General features: G+C 67.9%; 16 protein-coding genes. 6 read left to right on the plus strand and 10 right to left on the minus strand.

Features of this window, described 5'->3' with window-relative positions:
* Positions 1 to 269 precede the first annotated feature (269 nt).
* Positions 270 to 584, plus strand: coding sequence for a hypothetical protein (locus LCL61_RS23850; RefSeq protein WP_340681763.1), 315 nt, complete (start codon positions 270 to 272; stop codon positions 582 to 584).
* A gap of 476 nt (positions 585 to 1,060) precedes the next feature.
* Positions 1,061 to 1,369: a beta/gamma crystallin-related protein gene (locus tag LCL61_RS42650; RefSeq protein ID WP_425341931.1), complete on the plus strand. Its 309-nt coding sequence runs from the start codon at positions 1,061 to 1,063 to the stop codon at positions 1,367 to 1,369.
* 108 nt (positions 1,370 to 1,477) lie between these two features.
* Here the strand turns inward: LCL61_RS42650 and LCL61_RS23855 are convergent, their stop codons facing one another.
* The gene (locus LCL61_RS23855) at positions 1,478 to 2,092 is read right to left on the minus strand and encodes a RidA family protein (protein WP_340688662.1); all 615 of its coding nucleotides are present in this window, start codon (positions 2,090 to 2,092) and stop codon (positions 1,478 to 1,480) included.
* A gap of 339 nt (positions 2,093 to 2,431) precedes the next feature.
* On the opposite strand from LCL61_RS23855, the gene LCL61_RS23860 reads away from it, so the two are divergent.
* The 3 genes from LCL61_RS23860 (at position 2,432) to LCL61_RS23870 (ending at position 5,457) form a co-directional block, all read left to right on the plus strand.
* Positions 2,432 to 3,487: an AraC family transcriptional regulator gene (locus LCL61_RS23860; RefSeq protein WP_340681764.1), complete on the plus strand. Its 1,056-nt coding sequence runs from the start codon at positions 2,432 to 2,434 to the stop codon at positions 3,485 to 3,487.
* Positions 3,488 to 3,912: 425 nt separating this feature from the next.
* Positions 3,913 to 4,353 carry a hypothetical protein gene (locus LCL61_RS23865; protein ID WP_340681765.1) on the plus strand — a complete coding sequence of 147 codons (441 nt, stop codon included), beginning with the start codon at positions 3,913 to 3,915 and terminating at the stop codon, positions 4,351 to 4,353.
* 819 nt (positions 4,354 to 5,172) lie between these two features.
* Positions 5,173 to 5,457 carry a DUF1540 domain-containing protein gene (locus tag LCL61_RS23870; protein WP_340681766.1) on the plus strand — a complete coding sequence of 95 codons (285 nt, stop codon included), beginning with the start codon at positions 5,173 to 5,175 and terminating at the stop codon, positions 5,455 to 5,457.
* Between the two features lie 295 nt (positions 5,458 to 5,752).
* Here the strand turns inward: LCL61_RS23870 and LCL61_RS23875 are convergent, their stop codons facing one another.
* A complete protein-coding gene (locus LCL61_RS23875) occupies positions 5,753 to 6,997 on the minus strand; it encodes a serine hydrolase domain-containing protein (RefSeq protein ID WP_340681767.1) in 1,245 nt (414 codons plus the stop codon).
* Positions 6,998 to 7,030: 33 nt separating this feature from the next.
* The gene (locus LCL61_RS23880) at positions 7,031 to 7,867 is read right to left on the minus strand and encodes a hypothetical protein (protein WP_340681768.1); all 837 of its coding nucleotides are present in this window, start codon (positions 7,865 to 7,867) and stop codon (positions 7,031 to 7,033) included.
* 224 nt (positions 7,868 to 8,091) lie between these two features.
* Here LCL61_RS23880 and LCL61_RS23885 point away from each other — a divergent pair, with 224 nt between their 5' ends.
* A complete protein-coding gene (locus LCL61_RS23885; RefSeq protein ID WP_340681769.1) occupies positions 8,092 to 8,574 on the plus strand; it encodes a hypothetical protein in 483 nt (160 codons plus the stop codon).
* A 31-nt stretch (positions 8,575 to 8,605) separates the two neighbouring features.
* On the opposite strand, the gene LCL61_RS23890 is transcribed toward LCL61_RS23885, so the two are convergent.
* The 7 genes from LCL61_RS23890 to LCL61_RS23920 all read right to left on the minus strand — a co-directional run bounded on the left by LCL61_RS23890 (position 8,606) and on the right by LCL61_RS23920 (position 19,018).
* Positions 8,606 to 8,989, minus strand: a complete 384-nt coding sequence (locus LCL61_RS23890) for a hypothetical protein (protein WP_340681770.1) — start codon at positions 8,987 to 8,989, stop codon at positions 8,606 to 8,608.
* Between the two features lie 43 nt (positions 8,990 to 9,032).
* On the minus strand, positions 9,033 to 9,407 hold the full coding sequence (locus LCL61_RS23895; RefSeq protein WP_340681771.1) for a hypothetical protein: 375 nt from the start codon (positions 9,405 to 9,407) through the stop codon (positions 9,033 to 9,035).
* Between the two features lie 30 nt (positions 9,408 to 9,437).
* The gene (locus tag LCL61_RS23900; RefSeq protein WP_340681772.1) at positions 9,438 to 13,463 is read right to left on the minus strand and encodes a hypothetical protein; all 4,026 of its coding nucleotides are present in this window, start codon (positions 13,461 to 13,463) and stop codon (positions 9,438 to 9,440) included.
* Positions 13,464 to 14,576: 1,113 nt separating this feature from the next.
* Positions 14,577 to 17,075: a tetratricopeptide repeat protein gene (locus LCL61_RS23905; RefSeq protein WP_340681773.1), complete on the minus strand. Its 2,499-nt coding sequence runs from the start codon at positions 17,073 to 17,075 to the stop codon at positions 14,577 to 14,579.
* 11 nt (positions 17,076 to 17,086) lie between these two features.
* Positions 17,087 to 17,491 carry a hypothetical protein gene (locus LCL61_RS23910; protein ID WP_340681774.1) on the minus strand — a complete coding sequence of 135 codons (405 nt, stop codon included), beginning with the start codon at positions 17,489 to 17,491 and terminating at the stop codon, positions 17,087 to 17,089.
* Positions 17,492 to 17,716: 225 nt separating this feature from the next.
* The gene (locus LCL61_RS23915) at positions 17,717 to 18,514 is read right to left on the minus strand and encodes a hypothetical protein (RefSeq protein WP_340688663.1); all 798 of its coding nucleotides are present in this window, start codon (positions 18,512 to 18,514) and stop codon (positions 17,717 to 17,719) included.
* 51 nt (positions 18,515 to 18,565) lie between these two features.
* Positions 18,566 to 19,018, minus strand: coding sequence for a hypothetical protein (locus LCL61_RS23920; RefSeq protein ID WP_340681775.1), 453 nt, complete (start codon positions 19,016 to 19,018; stop codon positions 18,566 to 18,568).
* Between the last annotated feature and the right edge of the window lie 163 nt (positions 19,019 to 19,181).

Genomic DNA, 19,181 nt, shown 5'->3' on the forward strand with positions numbered 1-19,181 from the left:
GGGTCCCGTGATGGGCCCGGCCGTCCATCGCGTGCCGAGCGCCAAGATGCGGGTCTGTACCCGGCAAACTTCTTCCCGGCGGGTAGGCGATCCTTCGGCGGACGCAGGGCCATCACTCGATGACGGTTCATGGCGGGAATGCACCCGTTGATGTCTTTTCCGACACGCGGCGGAGGGCCTGCTGTGTCGCTCCTGAACGGAACGTATCGGGGCCGGGTGTCGCTGCCGGTGCTCGGCCGCATCGCGAGGCAGGGCTGCGCCCCCTCGCGGTGGGTTTTCCCGGGCTGGGGCGCTCGGGAGGCGAGCTCACGCCGGAAACGGCCACGGTCCCGGCACTCGCGGACTGGGCGGCGCGATGCGCCTCCGCGCTGAAGATCTCCGGGCCGATCGCCGTGGCAGGTCATGACATCGGCGGCGCCGTCGCCCAGCACCTTCTCGCATCCGGTCGGCTGGAGGTGTCCCGGCCGGCCTTGGTCAACTCGGTCCTTTACGTCTCCTGGCCGGCGCCGCCACCGAGCAGCGGATCGCTGACTATCCGGATCCACCATCGCCAACAACTGGTGCTGTACACGGGGCTGTGGTGACAAGATGCGGCTACGTCCCGGGCAGGACTCGGCCGACTACAAGAAATTCAAGGACACCGACGCCGTGTACGTCCCGAAGGGGTGCCTGCTGACCCGTCCCGGCGGGCACCGGCCCCCATACGGCGACCAAGAATCCACACTCGCGGCCCCGCGCCACCCCTCCTGCCGCCTGGCCCGGCCGGACACGCACGGCGGCATGTGCGGACATTCGGAGGCTCGGCACAGGGCGGGTTCGGCTGTGCCCGCTGTCGGATCGGCGGCCGTCGCGATGCAGGGTTCGGTACGGCGGGCGGCCGTAGGCATCTGTGATGGTTCAACATTTGAGACCGCCACCAGGAGTGGCGCGGTGGCCATTGAAAGGGCCACTTCCCAGCTGGGCAGGCAGGTACGATCATGATGATGAACCAGTCCTTGGAAAAGGCAAAGAATTCACCTCACAGGTGCATACGGTTACGATTCAAGCGCAGGAGACCTTCATGCCTCATGTCATCTTGTTCGAGCATGTCCGTTTTCATGGAGCACATAAGCACGTCTTCGTCGCGGAACCCAACCTCAACGCGTCAGACGACAGGTTCTTTAATGACAAAGTCTCGTCGGCTGTAGTTCTAGATGGCAGGTGGGCTTTCTTTCGACACGGCAACTTCAGTGATCTATTAGGCGTTCTCGGGCCAGGTAATTACCCATCGCTGCAAGATGTTGGAATCGCGAACGACGCCGTCTCGTCATTGCGGCCCGCAGTCGGCGCAGAGGCAGAGAAAGGTCTGATCGAGCCTCAAGGTGAATAGGTACCGGGAAACGCGAAGTCGCGTCTGACCTGCCCGCTGCGCTCCCGGACCGCTGCTGTGTCGGAGAGGTCGAGACCCTCAGTCCAGCCCCTCGGAAACCCGCTTTCCTCATGAGGCAGCAGATAGCCGTGTTCGGCAAGGCATCAGGCGGCCCCCGCGGAAGCCGGATGCGCGGATCCGGGCGAAGTGCCGAACATCAGCGTCCAACCGTCGAGAACCGGGCTCGAACGGCTCGACTACCAGTTGATGATGTTCCGCGATGCGGGGCCCCGCACGCGCCTCGTTAGAGCGCGGCCGTACATGAGGCGGGCGTAGGCCGCCGTCACCCCGCAAGGTCAACTGGAGCCAGAGCCGGGAATCAGTCGGCCGGAATCGCCGCGATCGCCTCGACTTCGGCCGTGTGGTCCGGCCCTGCCAGTGCGACGCCAGCGAGCGTCTGGGCCGGGAAGTCGCCGTCCGGTAGCCGGCCAGATGCTCGGTGCCCGCGAGCAAGGTGACGAGCTTGACCAGGTGCTGCGGCCCGACGCCCTGCGCGGCGAGCAGGGCCTCGATGTTGGCGAAGATCCGCCGCGTCTGCGTTTCGGCGTCCGGGCCGGCGAGGGTGCCGTCCGGGTTGACGCCGAGCTGGCCCGCGACGAAGACGAGCCGGTGGCCCGGGCGGCACTTCCGCGAGAGGGCTGTACCGCCCGAGCGGCGGTGCGACTGCCACCGTGCTCTGCACAGCCTCTGCTACGCATCGTCCTTCACGGCCCGGTTCGGCGGCTTCTCGCCTTCGACAGTGACCTTGGGCGCGTGATGGCTGTGCCGACGTGACCGATGCGGGCGATGTGCGGCAACGGCTCCAGCACCGCCCATAGAGCGTCGGTCGAGTCAAACCATCCCCGCCGACTTCGATACAGGCCCTAGGCGGTCCCGGCCGACGCGTTGTCGTCCCCGCGCACGAGAGGCCGGTCCGGAGCGGATCGTCGATCTCACGGGACGGTGCTTCCTTGTAGCTGTAAATTCGGCGGAAAGCCGGGGCGCGACCTGCGGACCACCGGCCCGGAGCCCGGGGGAGACGAGATGCAGGGCGGATACGGGGGACGCACGCGCGGGGCGGCGGTACGGGAACGGGGAGCTGGACACGTCGGCCGGGGCGGATCGGAGGCAGGCACGCCGCACATACTGTTCGAGGGTGACGATGTCGAGGCGCTGGACGAGGTAGTGACCGGGGAGTTCTCGCCCCATCGTCTGCGCGTCGGCCGAGGACACCGGTCGCCCGGCCGCTTCCGCCGCCTGCACCGGCGGGGTCTGGCGCTGTACGAGCTGGGGTGGGGCGTCCCGGTTGAGGTCGCGGCAGGCGAACTGCCCGACTTCCACAACGTCCACATCCCGCTCGCCGGTGAAGGTACGGTCCGGGTGGCGGGCCGCGAAGTCACCGCGTCGTGCTCGGTCGCCGGGCCCGGGATGACCCTGGACATGTCCCTGTCGGCCAGGGCGGACACGCTCATCCTGTGTCTGCCGCAGGCGGTGGTGGACAACGCCGTCACCGCGCAGACCGGTGAACCGCCCGCCGCCGCCGTGCGTTTCGCCCCCGCCCTCGCGGACGGCGACCCGGCGGTGGCCGCGTGGCTGGAGACCGCGCGAGCCTTCGCGCAGTTCACCGCGTCACCTCTCGCGGCCCGGTCACCGCTGGCCGCCGCGCACTTCGAACAGGTCCTCGTGCACGGTCTGGTGGACCTCCAGCCGCATGACCATTTCACCGCCCTTCCCGCGTACGCCCATCCGGCGCTGCCGCGTGCCGTGCGACGGGCCATGGCGTACTGCGAGGAACACGCGGGTGAGCCGGTGTCGGTCGCGGACATGGCCGCGGCGGCGCGGGTCAGCCCCCGCACTCTCCAGGAGCGCTTCCGAATCGACTTCGGGACCACCCCGGCGGCCTACCTGCGGCGCGTACGACTGGACCGGGTGCATCAGGACCTGCTGCGCATCGCGGACGGTTCCGCGTCCGGGACGGTCGCCGACGTCGCGACGCGCTGGGGCTTCACCCACCTGAGCCGGTTCGCCGCTTACTACCGCGAGGCGTACGGACAGGTGCCGTCCCACACCGCCGAAAGGCGCTACAGCCCGCCGGCTTGAGGCGTACTCACGACCGTTTCAGTAACGGACCCCGGGATTCCCGGGGTCCGTTTCCTTTCCGGGCCTATCCGCCGGAGCGAGACGGATCCGGGCCGTGCCGGCAATCCGATACACGCAGATCACTCGGCGGATAACGGATAGAGGGCGGTCGTCCGCCATCCGTACGCTGAACCGAGGCTGTCGTCAGGGTCTAGGGGGTTTCAATGCAGTTTGAAGGACGTTTACGACACAGTTCTAGCCCCGCTACGGTTTGAGAAACGATTCTGATCGTTTTCACTCGCACGCCATCAGAGTGGATCTGCGAACAGCTGAAGATAACATCTGCAGTGCCAGTGGTAACTGGTCCACCTGCTGGATTCGAATGGGGTGGCCTCATGCGCAGTCGCACTCGAATGGCGTCAGCCGCAGTCGATCACTGAGTTCAGTTGCGCGACGATACCGTCGAGGCCGGAATACCTTCCCGGCTGCTCTCGACACGATCGTTCCTTTCCGACGAAATAGAGGAGAAAGACATGAGTTCTCGCGCCAAGGGAATCGCGGCGTTCGCTGCCGCAGTGGCGGCGGTGGCGCTCACGCCGGCCACTTCGGCCCAGGCCGCCACCTCGGCCCCCTATGCCGAGTTCTTCGACAACGCCAACTACTGCTGCTCTTCGATCTATGACCCGGGCGACGGCGGCCGGTGCTACAACCTCCCGACTTACTTCGTCAACACGATTTCTTCGGTCCGGTCCAACACCCGGTGGATCCTGTACTCGCGCGCCAACTGCTGGACGGATTCCGGCGTGCCGACTCTCGACTACACCGGCAGCCTTTCCTACGTCGGCGACCAGATGAACGACAAAACGGTCTCGGTCAAGGTGTTCTGACACACGGTCGGCGGTGCCGGGTGACGGCACCGCCGACCGCTCCGGCATCGACCGCGCCGCGTATCCGCGTGTCCGGCCGGCCGACACTGACACGTACCAGGCCATAGTACCCGGCACTTGCCTGGTATTCCCGGGCCCGACTGCAACGCGCCTGGGCGATGACTCGGATTCGGGCGCCGCCCCCGAGGGGCGTGAGCCGCTCATCGCCGGCACCGGACAGCGGGGCGAACAGTCGGGTAAAGAACCAGTAGGCGAACCGGAAGTCCGACCGGTTGCGCAGGTCCTTGCGCGGGTTGTCGGCACCTTCGCGCTCCACTGCGAGAACACGGGCTCAAGATCCGTGCCGCGTGAGCGCACCGGTTGAGCAATTCGACCCGTCGAGCGGCGGTCAACGGTAATGGCCGGAAATCAGCGTTCGGTCGAGTGACCGGCAGTCAGGCTTGACGACAATACGCCCGTGTCGTGCATTCGCCTGCTGTGGCCTCGTGACGGGCCCGTCCTGGCTGCCTAGCCTGGTCTTGGCGGGGTGGTGCGCATGGCCACGTTGGTGTTCTCCAAGGAGGAGCCGGATCAGCTGCCTTGGTCACCTGAGATCGACCGAGGGAAGCTGATCGGTTTTGTGCTGGCTCATTTTCCGAGACGACGCCCCTGTTCGTCGCTCGGGCTACAGCACCGAAGCCAGGCCCTTCACAGCCGGCTCCCGTGCACCGCCGCCACAGGACAGCCGGCGGCTTCGAGTGGCACGCACCGGACACGAGCCGGGAAGGCTTCCGGTACCAGCATTCGAGCCGCGCCACGACACACCATCAGGAGATTCTCATGGAGATGCCCGTGGTGACCACGTGTGAGGTCGACACGTGCTCCTACAACCGCGACCGCGGCTGCCATGCCCTGGCCATCACGATCGGCGACCCCCTGCATGCCCACTGCGACACGTTCTTCCACGCCTCCTTCAAAGGCGGGGATCCAGCCGCCGTCGGGCATGTCGGCGCCTGCAAAATGTCCGACTGTCGGTACAACGTCGACCTGGAGTGCCAGGCACCTGCCATCGAGGTCGGTCATCGTCAGGATGACGCGGACTGCCTGACCTACGCACCGCTGTAGCACGGCGAGGACGGGTGAGGACCAGCGTGGGCTTCGGGGTGTCGGATGAGGCTTACCGACCGCCGACGAACACCGCCGACCGAGTAGCGTGCCCGTCGAGTATCCGGCCCCTCGTCGGCAACGGCGCGGTCCGAAGGCCAGCAGCACAGCGCCGCGGTGAGCCAGGCGACAGCTTCAGCCCCTTCATGGCACTGACCGAGAAGATCGACGACGCCCACCCCGGCACCGGGAACGCCGGGGCGGGGTGGGCTTGTCCTGCGGAATCACCTGGAGTTCCGCGACGCGGCCCCTTCCGTCATCCGAGGCAGGACCGGACGGCCTTCGCCAGGTTCGCCGCCCGCGGGTCGTCGGGCCGGAAGTTCCAGAGGTTCGTGACGTAGCCGAAGCCGACACCTGCGTCGGAGTCCGCGAAGCCGATCGATCCGCCGGAGCCCGGGTGGCCGAACGATCCCGGGCCGACCATCGGAATCGGCGGGCAGGATCGGTGGAACCCGAGCGACATGTAGAAGGAGCGGTCAGCCGGAATGTCCAGTCCGGACGGCAGCCCGTGCATCGGCGTCTTGTCGGTGTGGACGGCTGTCATCCTTTCGACCGTAGACGGCTCCAGCAGCCGGACCCCGTCGACCTCGCTCACCGTGGCGGCATACATCCGGGCCACCGATCGCGCGTCCGCGAGCATGTTCGCGGCCGGGAACTCCGCGGCGCGCCAGGCGCGTGTCGTGAAATACCCGGACGTGGGGTCCAACGCGCCGCCGAGCTCACCGGCCCGGGCTTGGACCGAATCCGGGCTCCACAGGGTTTCGATCCATTTGGTGACCGTGTCCGCTTCGAGTCCGGTCAGCTCGATCATCCCTGCGAGCAGCTCCTCCACCGTGAACGGAGCGGCGAACTCGATCTGTGCCACCCGTTCCTCTTGCTCCTCCGGCAAGCCGATCCAGGCGCTCAGCCCGAGTGGGGCGGCCACCTCGTCGGCGAAGAACCTGCCGAGCGACTTACCGGAGATCCGGCGCACGACCTCGCCGACCAGGAACCCGTAGGTCACGCTGTGGTATACGTGCTCGGTTCCCGGCTCCCACAACGGTTTCTGCGTCTCGAGGGCACGGATGACCGGATCCCAGGCGCACGCCTCGTCAAAGGTCAGCGGTCCGTCGACGATCGGCAGACCAGCCTGGTGGGACAGCAACCAGCGCACCGGGATCCGGTCCTTGCCCGCAGTGGCGAATTCCGGCCAATACCGGGCGACCGGGGCATCGAGATCCAGTTCACCGCGCTGTGCCAGGAGATGCGCGCAGATCGCGGTGGCGCCCTTCGTCGTGGACGCGACCTGGACGATGGTGTTCTCGTCCCACAGTCGGTTCGCCTCGCGATCGGCCATGCCGCCCCACAGGTCGACGACAGGGCGGCCGCCGACGTAGACGCTGCACGCCGCGCCGCCTTCCCCGGGATCACCGTCGAAGTTCGCGCGGAACGCGTCGGCGACCTTTCCCCAGCCTTCCTCGACGTTGTCACCACGACCGAGACCGCTCGTCGTTTCTGCCATTTCGTGGTCCTTTCCAGATTTGAGAAGCTGTACTCAGGCGGTCGCGCGGTGGACGACGATGTCGTCGAGTCGCGTGCGGGCGTAGATCCTGACCTGGTTCTCGTCCGTGTCCGGGTTGTCCTGTGCGGGCAGGGAGTTGCGCACCGCACCCTTGGTACTGTCGGCGTCCACGTGAGCGACGGAGCCTTCGCCGATGCCGATCTCAATGCCCCCGGCGGCGTTCGTCAGCTCCGCCTGGCCGCGTGTCATCCGACCGACTCGGATGGGGCAGTGGGCCCCCTTGGCGATGACATCGCCGTCGGCGCGGACGATGTCGAAGCCGCCGCCGGAGCCACCGAGTTCGACGTCGGACCGCGCATGGCCGATCCATACCTTCCCGGTCGAGCCCTCGTACCGGACGACGCCCTCGACCTCGTCGATCCGCAGCCCGGCCGCGCCGCCTTCCAGGCCGACGGCCCCGGCGACGTGCCCGATCTCGACCTCGCCGGCGGCGATGTTCCCCCGGAGCGCGGTGATGTGGTCGAGCCGGACCTGCCCCGACGCCACGTTCAGCTCACAGTCACCGAGCGGGCCGTCGGCACGCACCTTCGTCCACGCCGTGTTCAGGACCAGCCGTGACCCGGCGGGCAGCTCGACCGTGATGGCGACGGAACCGCTCTTGTCACCCGACTTGGTCGTCTCGACCGACAGCTCACCACCGGAGAAGGCGACCTTGGTGCCCTCGGCGACCTTCAGGTCCGATCTATTCGAGCCGGTGATGGGCTCGACCAGTACCACCGTGTCGGTCCGCTCGCTCGCGACGACCCGCACCCGGGCGCCCGCGGTGGTCAAGGTGGCCGTGATCGGGTTCGGAGTGGTGAAGGCAGGCATTTCGGATCTCCTGTCGCTGGGCGCGGGACCGGCTGGTGTCCCAGGCGGCTCGGCAACAATCGCCGCCGGCCCTGACACAGGACTGACGCGGCGCAGACACGGGCGTGCCGCAGACGTCAGTCGGCAGGAGCGTTGGTCAGATACGGCTCTGGCTCAGGTTTCGTGGTTCCGTAACGCTTTGTAATCGGGCGGTGGCTGTCCCGGTGATCGGGCATCATGGCCGAATGTCGGATCTTCAGTGGGATGAGGTCGAGGGCTTCTTCGACCCTGATCTGATGGGTGCGCTTCCCGATGTGTTCGTCCCGGGCACGTCCGCGGAAGACTGGCAGAGGGTGTTCGATCTGGTAGAGGCGCGTGGTTGGCAGCGGGAATTCCGCCGGGGCGACATGGCGCTGCCCTTGCCCTCCGCCGCCGAGGCACTCCTTCGCCCGGTCGATGCCGAACTGGTGGAGCTGAGGGTTTGGCCGGTTCCAGGGATGCTCGCGATCTTCCGTCTCATGGCGGCCGCGGAGATCGACTTCGACATCGACCTGCGGGAGTTGCAGGGGCAGACCGGCGTCGACACCTTGTGCGGGTTCCTCACCGAGATCGGGCGGAAGCTGGGCAAGCCGGTTCCCATGACTCCGGAAGGCGGAAGCCAGGCCCATCCGGTCCTCGGCTTCGATCCGGCGCTCGACCGAGTCGTGTTGCCGGCGGATCCGCTGTAAGCGGGCTTCGCGTGGGTATTCCACCTGAGCTTCAATTGTCGGTGCCGCTGTCCCAAAGCGCATAGAACGTAGATCGGGAAACAGGTGTGAGGCCGGGGTCGGCGAGGTCGAGTGCCTGGTCGGTGAGTCCGCCGGCGTCATTCTCGATATTCCGCCACCAGTAGCGGTGAACAGCCCCGGACGAATCCTGCTCGATTTGCTTGATGGCCACTGTCTCGTGGTCGACCACGATCGCCTCCCACAGCCAGCGGGCTCCTTCGTCGACCAGGCCTTCATGATCCACGTACTCGTAGTACTGGCGAAGCTCGGATCCCTCGTCCAACGCCCGATACCACGCGACGCTTGCCCGGAACGCGGCTTCAGTCTCCAGCGGCCAGTGCCGTTGTGCTGCCAGACGCCGGTAGTGCGCTTCCACGTCCGCCGGAAGATCGGTCGCTACCAGAGTATGCCGTCGGGAGCTAGGAGACGTCTGTCCGGATCTCACCCTCCGCGTCGCCTCCGACGGCGACAGCTCCAGGCCCGGAGGCCGCGACGTCGGCGGACGACGGCGGCTGCGTGCTCCCCGTGCCGCGGACCTTCGTCGTGATCGGAGCCGAACCCGATCCTCCGACGGCGACCGACCCCGCCCCGGACGCCCCCACCGTCGGCTCCTTCCTGCCCGGCGGGTTGAGGACCAGCTGCAGCACCACGTTGAGGACGACGAGGACTCCGAGCGCGAGCCACCATGTCAGTGACCAGCTGTCGCTCAGCACGTTGGTCACCACGCCGGTCGCCGCGGCCACCACGACCGATGCCACTACCGCCACCACGCGTTTGCGGCCGCCTGGACTCATCGGTGCCTCCGGTTCGATCTCGGGTGTTTCTCAGGTGAGGGACGTGGCCTGGTGGGCCAGCGCTTCGGGTCCGCCGATCGCGAGCGTGGCCGGTGCTGCGGCTCCGATGATCGCCACCAGGTCCTCGTATCGGGGGACGGCACGCCACAACCGGCGGAGCAGGCCTGCGGTCTGATCGATGGTCATCTCGGACGCGAGAGCCCCGATGCGCAGTGCGACGGCGGTGAACACGGCCTTGTCGTTCACGGCCATGGCGAGCTCGACGGCCGCCGTGAGCTGATCGGCGCTGAGGTGCGCCGCCAGCACGGTCAGCGCTTTCACCGCGACGATCTCGTTCCCTTCGTCCCGGATCCGGCCCAGAGCGTGCTCCGCGGCTTGAGGGCGTTGGTGGCGGTCCAGGTGCGCGATCGCCCTGACCATCACGGTGGTCCGGTCGTGGTCGAAGGTGAGCGAGTCGACGGCGTCGAGTGCGAGGGCTTCGATCTCGGGGGAGGTCACGCGGGCGGCCAGTACGGTGAGCGCTTCGGCACGCTCGGCGGAGTTCGGCGCGGACTTCACGACTTCCACCGCACGACCCAGCTGGGCCTCCTGCACCACCGGCAGAACCAGCAGGACGGTGGACGGCTCCGTGGCGGCGTCGAGCACCTCGTCCACCAGGGGGGCGCGGGCAGCGGGAGGCAGGCTGGGCGCGAGGGCGGCGAGGGCCCCGGCCCGTGACCGCTCACTCCGAATCGCCCGCGCGGTCTCCACAGTTCGATCCAGCAGTTCGGCCGCGTTGTCCTGGGCCGCCAGTCCGGTGACCACCCACGACCAGAATCGCGCGTCGTCGACGGCGATCGCGGCCTGGACGGCCAGGTTGAGCAGATCCCTCCGGGCGGCGGCTCCCAGGGGCGCGACGATGTCGGCCAGCGTCGACTCCCGCATCTGCACGCCGGGATCTCCGATAGCGCGCCGGATTTCGCCGTCGTCGAGGACACGGATGCCGGCCGGGCCGTCCAGCAGGTCGCGGAACTCACGCAGCCGATCGGCGGTCGAACCGGTGGCGTCCGCGTTGGCGGCGCTGGTCATCACCCGTTCCAGCCGTCCCGCGTCCACGTGCGGCGCGACCGCGGCCAGCAGCGTCAGCCGCGTGTCCCGCAGCGTGAAACTGCTGATGTCGTCCAGCGCCTGGTCCAGGGCGCGGTCGCGGGCGGGACCGGTCAGGTGCGCGGATACACCGATTCCCAGTGGTGCCCGGAACCTCAGGTCCGAGATGGTGGCGATGTCGGCGGCCGAGTGGTGGACGGCGTGTGCGCGGCGTGGGCCGCCGAGATGTGCGGCCATTCTGATGAGTGCTTCGGCTCGTGCCGTTCTGTGCTGTTCGTACTCGAGGCTCACGATGGTCCTGATGAGCTTCTCGACTTGATCGGCGTTCAGGTGGCCGGAAATCGTGCGTAGCACGCGGACGCCGTGGCGGCGTTGGTCTTCGCTCGTGATCATTTCCGTGAGGGCTTCGCGGTCGAGTGAGTTCAGCACGCGGGTCAGTTCGCGCGTCTTGGCCGGCTCCGTCAGGAGGGTGGCGGCCAGAGCGAGTGGTTCCCGGTTGAATTCGCCGATCCTCGATACCTGGTCGTAGGCCGCGACGACGAGGTCGAGTATTTCGTCGCGTAATGGCCCGCTCAGATGCCCGGCGGCGAGGGTGGCTGCTTCGGCCTGGTAGGGGACATGGTCGATCTCGGTGATGGCTTGCCATGCCTGCGCCAGCAAAGGACCACGGAGGAACGCGAACATTCCGGCGAGCACACGTCCGCGGCGGTGCAGGTAGTAGATCTGGCCGGCCATCTCGACGGCTTCTCGCATCGCCCGTTCACCGGCCTCGCCGGTCAGCCGTCGGCTCACCACGGCCAACGCCTCAGCCCGGAGGTCGGAGAAGTACACGTTCCTCGCGATGTCCACGGCTCGTTCGAGCTGGGCGTCGTCGAGCAGGTCGATCACCAGTGCCAGCACCTTCGCCTGTGTCTCGGAAGCGTGGTACTCGAGACCGGCGGTCAGGTCGAGCACCTCGTCCACCAGCGCCGAGCGGGTGGCGTCGTCCAACGGCGCTGTCGCCGCTGACCGCGCCAGCATCACCACCTTGGTCTCCTCGTGCTCGTCCGCCCGGATCAGATCCAGGACGTGGTCCAGCTGATCGCCAGTGAGGAACCGCGACAGCTCGGCGAGCAGGTCTGCCCGGCTCCACGCGCTTTCGACCGCCCGCACCGCGGCGAGGACCTCGTCCCGGGCGTCGCGGGCCTCGTCGGCGTCCTGGAGCAGGGGCAGCATGGCGAGCAGGTCCTTCGCCCGGCGTTGGGGGTCGGCGATCCGGTTGACGTGGGCGAGTGCGCGGCGCGTGTCCCACATCCCCACGCGCACGAGCGCCGGAAGCAACGCGGTCGGCACCGCCTTCGCGCGTCCCACCAGCACGGCGGCCAGCATCGCGTATTCGCTCTCGAGGGTGATGTCCCGAGCCGGCCTGCCCGCCGCGATCTGAGCGTCGGTCCGCTCTTCCGCGACGGCGCGCCCCAGTGCGATGCTCGCCAGGTAGTCGTCCAGTGTGCCGGCGCGGTCGTGGACGTCGGCCCACAGTGTGCCCGTGGTCATGGCCGGGAACCGGTCGACGCACGTCAGCAGCTGTTGCAGTTCGTCGTGCCGTCCGGCTCGGTGCAGGTGCATGGGCAGGTGGTAGAGCGGATACCGGTCGTCGACGTCCGCCAGTTCGCGGTTCGCCTGCAGCGAAGGCAGGCCTCCGGCCAGGCCGCCGAACTCCGCGAGGTAGAGGTCGGCGAACCGGTGGTGCGCCTCCCGCGCGGCCTGCCGCAGATCCGCCTCCGCCACCGGGTCCGCCTCCGGATCGGCCGGGTCGGTGTCGCCATGAAGGAAATCGCGGAGGCTCGAGTGGTGGATGGCGTAGCTCGGCGCCCGATCGAGGTCAGCGGTGTCGATGGCGAGGAAGGGCCGGTACCTGTGGTTGCACAGCTGCCGAATTACGCCCGGGTCGAGCTTGGTCAGCCGCGTGAGCTGGGCGGCGGTGACGGGCTGGGCGGCGGTCGCAAGGGTCGTCAGCAGCACGAGGTCCTGGGTGTGGAAGAGCGCGTCGTCCCAGGACGCGGTGACTTCCCGCCGGTAGTAGGCGGTGAGGCCCTTCGGCAACCCGTCCAGGGCGGACACGTCGAACTCGCCGTCCTCGAGCCGCAGCACCATGTACCGCAGGTACACCCAGACACCGCCGGACCGGTCGAGCAGGCGCTCGACGAACTGCGACTCGGTGATGCCCGCGGCAGCGAGCCGGGTGGAGAGTGGCTCGGTGCGCGCCCGAACGGCCAGGAACTGGCGGACATCCTCGAGGTTCGCGGGATCCTCGGCGGCGAAGCGGGCCACCGACACTTGCTCGCCTGCGGGCAGACGGGTCACCGGGACGCCCTCGCGGTAGGTCGCGACGATCTGCACCCCATCCGGCAGCGTGCTGGGCAGCCCTAGGGCACGCTCGGCCGTGGCTTCGTCCAGGCCGTCGACGACTATGCGCAAAGGTTCCCCGGCCGTCGCCGCCATCTCGGCCGCCGCAGCGAGGATCGCGGGGAAACGGGCGGGATCGCCTGCCCAGCCGGGCAGGCGGCCTCCCGGTGCGAATTCCTCTTCGAGCCCGTAGCGGGTGATGAGCTGGGCGGCGAGGCTCTGCAACGCTGTCCTGGTGTCGCCGCCGCCGACCACCTGGGTGAAGTGACGCGGGCACCGCCAGCGCTCGGAAAGCCATGCGGCGAACGCCGTCTTGCCGACACCTGCCGTCGCCGCCACGAGTACATAGCGGCCTTCTCGCCCGCTCAGCCGCTTTTCAATGGTGTCCAGCAACCACTGACGACCGACGAACCGGTCGAGCCCCGCAGCGGCGAGCACTTGCGAGTAGTTCAGCGTGGCCACCGACAGCGGCAGGATCTCGACACCGTGATAGTGGTCGTCGCCCACTCGCGTGCTGGCATGGGTGAGGGACTCGCCGGCAGCGATGGCACCTGGACCGCTGGCCGTGACCTTCTTACCTGTCACCGGGCCGCCCGTTCACGCCGTTCCCGCCGCTCGTCCACGGGTTTTATATCGGCGCCGAGTACCTTTTCGTTCCATCGCTGCGACCCGGAGAAGACCAGCAGCACGCGGAGCCCTGCAAGCTACGGCCGCGCGAATCGGCACCCGCAACAGGGTTTCATGCCACCTCCAGGCGCAGCGCGCTTCTCTTTTCCTCCGCATAGCCTGCAGCCATCCCCGCCCCATCACTTTCCCGACGCGCAGCCGCCGTCGAAGAAACGCCGCCGCGGCCTGAAAGTCGCGCTCGCGCTGTCTTGGTCGCATTTCTCGGCTTCGTCGGCACAGTCGTCGTACGCTCGTGGATGTCGCCATCGGCACGAGATCAGACACCCGGATCAGCGGACCTTGGATCGGGTTCGGTGACAGATCCCATTAGGTGCACCGCCGGCGAATCCACCAGTCCGGACGAAGCACAGTCGCTGATCGAGGCCGGCAGTTCATCACTGGCTGCGACATCGATCTCCGCGCGTGTCGATCTGAGTTGCCCGTCGACATACCTGTGCCTCGAGATGACGAACTCACGTCCGCGTCCACCCGCCGAAGCCCATGTCGCGCATCCTCTCGGGCGAAGAGACAACCATGATCTCGTCACCTCCGACGAACACGCGCTGCCACTCCGGCGGCTATGGGATGGCAGCGACAAACCACACTGCTCCGTGGCGAACACGAGACGCACAGCCGTCGGCACGTCCATAGCGCTCGCGGGCTCGACGACACTGCCATCGGCTTACCAGCCCGGCCCAACTCCAGTCGTACCCAATGAGCGGCCGTCTCGCGAATCGGCGTCCGCAGGTATCGGTCGCAGCCGTTTCACGCAAGGATACCCAGCCGACCATGGCTTCGGGGTCGTTGAAGGCCGACGGCAGATCCTCGGGACCTAAGCGTGGGGGAAGAACTTTGGTCAGTATCGACAGCCCGAAACCACGGGTCGCGACCTGCCCAGGCACGCGGATCAACGCCGAGTGGACCAAACCCTGCCCACGGAGCAGATCGGTTGCCGAAAGCGTGCCCCGCTCCCGGCCACTTCCGCCGGTCCGACGGGACGCGAGCGCAATCACTGGGCTGTTCTTCGAAGTGTCACCTTCCGCGGGCGCGGCGAAGACTGGCGCGTACGGCGCGGGTTTCGGGGTGGCCGGGCCCCAGTATCCGCTTGTAGGCGGCAAGGGTGGCTTTGTACAGCGGGATCGCTTGCCGGAGATCCCCCGCCGATTCGTAGGCGCCGGCGAGATTGTGTCGAGAGGACAGAGTGTGCGGGTGACTGGGACCGAGTACCCGTTCGCGGGCGGCGAGAGTGGCCTCGTGCAAAGGGATCGCCCGCCCGAGGTCACCTGCCAGCCAGCAGGCGTAGGCGAGGTTGTTGCGGGAGATCAGAGTGTCGGGGTGGTCCGGGCCCAGCACTCGCTCACAGTCGGCGAGGGTCGCTTCATACAGCGGGATCGCCTGCCCGAGTTTTCCCGCCATCTCGTAAGCGGCGGCGAGGTTGTTGCGGGAGGTCAGGGTGTCCGGGTGGTCGGGGCCCAGTAGGCGCTCGCGGTCGGCGAGGTTGGCCTCGTACAGCGGGATCGCCTTCCTGAGATTCCCCGCCATCTCGTAGGCGCCCGCGAGATTGTTGCGAGACGTCAACGTCCTGGGGTGGCCGGGGCCCAGGACCCGTTCACAGTCGGCGAGGGTCGCTTCGCACAGCGGGATCGCTTGCCTGGGATCACCTGCTGACCGGTAGACGCCGGCGAGATTGTTGCGGGAGGTCAGGGTGTCCGGGTGGTCGGGGCCCAGCACCCGTTCGCGATCGGCCAGAGCGGCCTTGTACAGCGGGATCGCCTTCCTGAGATTCCCCGCCATCTCGTAGGCGCCGGCGAGGTTGTTGCGGGAGGTCAGGGTGTCCGGGTGGTCGAGGCCCAGCACTCGCTCGCGATCGGCGAGGGTGGCTATATGAAGCGAGATCGCGTATTCGAGATTCCCCGCCGACCGGTAGGCGTAGGCGAGGTTGTTGCGGGAGGCCAGGGTGTCCGGGTGGTCGAGGCCCAGCACCCGTTCGCGATCGGCCAGAGCGGCCTTGTACAGCCGGATCGCCTGCCGGAGATCTCCCGCCGATTCGTAGGCGCCGGCGAGATTGTCGCGGGAGGTCAGAGTGCCGGGGTGGTCAGGACCCAGCACCCGCACACAGTCGATGAGGCAACGGTCCAAGTATCCCGTCGCCATCGCCACTGCTCCCTGATTCCCCAGAAATCGCCCCAACTGGCCGAGGACGAAGATGGTGTCGCCGGTGTCGTCCTCAGGGGCGGTGTTGCCGATGAGTGATTGAGCGTGGGGCACCAAGACCCGCAGCCCTGGCCAGTCTTGGGGCGCCTCGGGATTCAGCGGTCGGAGTGCCCGGCTCAGAGCGCTGGTGGCGTGGTCACGTGCGTGTGCGACGTCGACCGGGCTGCGATGAAGGTCATCGGGGTCGGGGGTGCGGGTGACCGCCTGCACGAGCCTGTGCACGCTGATCACTGCACCGTTGAGGGTGATCATGGCGTAGGCGGCCAGGCGTCCCAACGCCTTGGTCACGGCGAGCTCGTCATCGATCTCGTTCAGCAGCGTGGTGGGAATGTCGTCGGGGGCGTACCAGGCAAGCACTCGCAACACCTTGCCCGCCAACGGAGTGTCGGCGAGCCGATCAAGGGTGACGTGCCAGATCCGGGCCATGGTCCGCTGCGTGTTCCCGCCCTCGGCGGTTTCGCCGTACATGGTGGCCGGGTACCGGCCGAGCAGGTCGAGGTATTCGCCAGCTGTGGAACCGGTTTCGGCCATGAAGGCGCCAGCTTGCTCGATGGCCAGCGGCAGAAATCCCAGTTCGGCACACAAGGTGTCCGCGCCGTCGGTGCCGGCGGCGGGGTCGTGGTGGGTCAGGATCCGGGTGAGCAGTTCGTGCGCCTGACCGGGTTCCAGGACGTCGAGTGAGAGCGGCGTGGTGGCGATGTCGTGCCAGCCGGTGGTGCGACGGCTGGTGATCAGCACCTTGCCCCCGGGCAGGCGAGCCAGCAGCGTCGCCGCGTCATTCGGTCCAGGAAGGTTGTCCAGGATCAGCAACCAGCCGCTGTGGGTGGCCAGCCAGCGCAGGCCGTGCTCGGTCTGCTGCTCCAGCGGCAGAGTTCCCACTGCGGGTTGCAGCGCGACCGCCAGGCGCGCCAAGCCGGTCTCGATGGACGTGGGGGCGTCGGCGGTGATCCACCACACCAGTGAGTGGCCGGCGCGGTGCGTGTCGGCGTAGTGCGCGGCCAGCGTGCTTTTGCCGACCCCGCCCAAGCCGTGCACCGCGGTCACCACCACCGATCCCGACGAGGACGCCGTGATCGCCTCCCGCAGCCGCTGCAGGTCCCCGCCACGGCCGACGAACATCGCGGACCGTTTCGGCAGGTTGATCAGACCGGCCGGTGCGTCGATCTGCTCCATCGGCGTGACGACCGCGGGTACGTGGACGTGGTGCGCATAGGTGTTGTGCTGGACATTGTGGTTTCCCACCTGCACGCCTTGGCCGCCGCGGATCTCGTACGCGGCGGCCGGTTTTCCGTCGGAACCGTAGGGGTTCGAGGGCATCGGCGACGGTGTCAGCCGAAGGTGTTGGTCTGAGTGTTGTGGTCGCCGACCTGCACGCCTTTGTTGCCGTGCATCAGCACCCGGTACTTTCCCTCCTGGGTTCCGGCGGGATCGGTCAGCTCCAGGACCTTGAGCGCCGCCGCCACAAGCTCGTCATCCGCTCCCGCGTCCGCCGCGGCCAAGGCCGCGGTGAGTTCGCGTCGCCGCGCGGCCCCGTCCTCGATCGGCGTGATCGCGTCGGACTCGACCGCCTCCACCACCTCGGGCGGCACGGAATCGCTACGGCGCAACGTGCGGAGGGCCAGCGTCTTCACCCCCGAATATGCGTCCTTCACCGCGTTCGACGCCGTCTCACGCGCCCCCACCGCCGCACCTGCGGCCAACGCCGCTACCACCAGCTCGACCGACTCGATCACACCGAACCCCTCACGTCGCCACGACCGTCAACCGTCGATATCGGCCACGACGCTCAGACCGCTACAGCCCCGCCTTCAGGCGCGAACAGTCAACGCACTCCTGCACGGCCGGTCTATCCGGCGAACACCGGATAGACCGGCTCGCCGCGGATGAGGGTTCTGCCCCGTCGAGAACCTCAGCCATGGCACGGGCCGGGCGGGGCGGCGCCCGGCCCGTGCGTGCCGTCAGGCCAGGCGGACTTGGAAGACGGCGACCCGGGCGTCATGCCCGTCCACGCGCATGTCCACAGTCTTGGTGTCGATGAACTGCTCCTGGACGACGCCGTTGCCCGCCAGCCAGTTGATGCGGTCGATCCCGGTGCCGAAGCATCGGCGCTCCGCGTCCAGGCTGGTGGCCTTGTAGTAGTTCGGGTTGTTGGTATCCGCGGTCCAGAAGACCAGGCGCCCGACGTTGTGGTGCGCGAGCACGCGACTGGCGTGGATTCTCTTGTGCTCGTTCCACTCGTCGCGCAGGTCGGTGCGCTGGTCGCCGTTGTACGCGTTCGCGATGTAGTGCGAGTTGATCAGCGCGAACTGGAGCGTCGGGTAGCTCTGGTGACGCACCACGACCTCGTTGATCCAGCGCGGCGGGGTCACCCCGCTGATGCCGCCGTGCACATACGTGGTCTTCGCGCTCGCCACCTCCCACGGCTGCGGGATCGAGATCGGGATCCGGAACGACGTGTTGTGCCGCAGGAACGCGTTGTTGTACAGGGGCCCGAAGTAGTGGTCGATCATCGCGGGCTCACCGGTGTCACCCTCGTTGATCTCCTGCCAGCCGACCAGAGGCCGCACCAGGGGGTCACAGTTGCGGACGGCGTCGATCGCGGCCTCGCGCGCCCCGAGGTTGTCGCGGCCGATGTTGGCGGTGACGATCGGCAGCCGGATCCATCCCGTCGCGGCGGAAGCCGTGTCGGCACCGGCGGCCAGGACGCCGAGCGCGGCACCACCACCGAGAGCGAGCGCCTTGCGTCTGTTGAGCATTCCGGACACAGCAGATTCCCTTCTCGCGCTGTCACAGCGGGACACAGCCCGTCAAAGTGTCACAGAATGCGGTGCGGTTGTGACCTCCGCGCGCCAAAACTGCCGCTTGCCGGTCAGTGCTTCGGGTGGAGGCGGGCCGCCGCCGTGACCTCGATCCGTCCAGTCGGTCAGCGCGCCACCCGGTCGCCGATCCAGCGCTCCAGGACGACAAGGCGCTCGTCCCGCGGGGAGCAGGGTGCCGGTGGCGGCCGGGACACTGCGCAGGTGGGCCAGGGTCTTGCTGGCGGGTAGCTCGTCGAGCACCTCGTGGGTGAGCGGGCGGTCATCCCGGCCAAGTGCGGCGAGTAGCGCGCTGACGTTAGGGGGTGCGAGCCAGGCCATGGCAGTGTCGGGCCGTCCGACGAGGGTGATCGCGTGGTGCAGTGCCGCGAGCTCGGCGCGGTCGCCGAGGAGGCTGCGTTCCCGCTTGCCGAGGGTGCAACGCAGGCAAGGACTCAGGCTCAACTGCCACGTCTGTTGGCAGGTCGGGCAGCGGCCCCAGAAGCTCGCGCACAGCGGTGCTACGGTGCCGTGATCGTTCAGCGGCGAAGGTGCTTGTCTGCTTGCGCGCGATCACCCGCTGCCTGCCCATGACGCGGCGGCAGCCGCCTGAGTGGGTCTTCACACG

This window comes from Amycolatopsis coloradensis (genome assembly GCF_037997115.1).
GTDB classification, from domain to species: Bacteria; Actinomycetota; Actinomycetes; order Mycobacteriales; family Pseudonocardiaceae; genus Amycolatopsis; species Amycolatopsis coloradensis_A.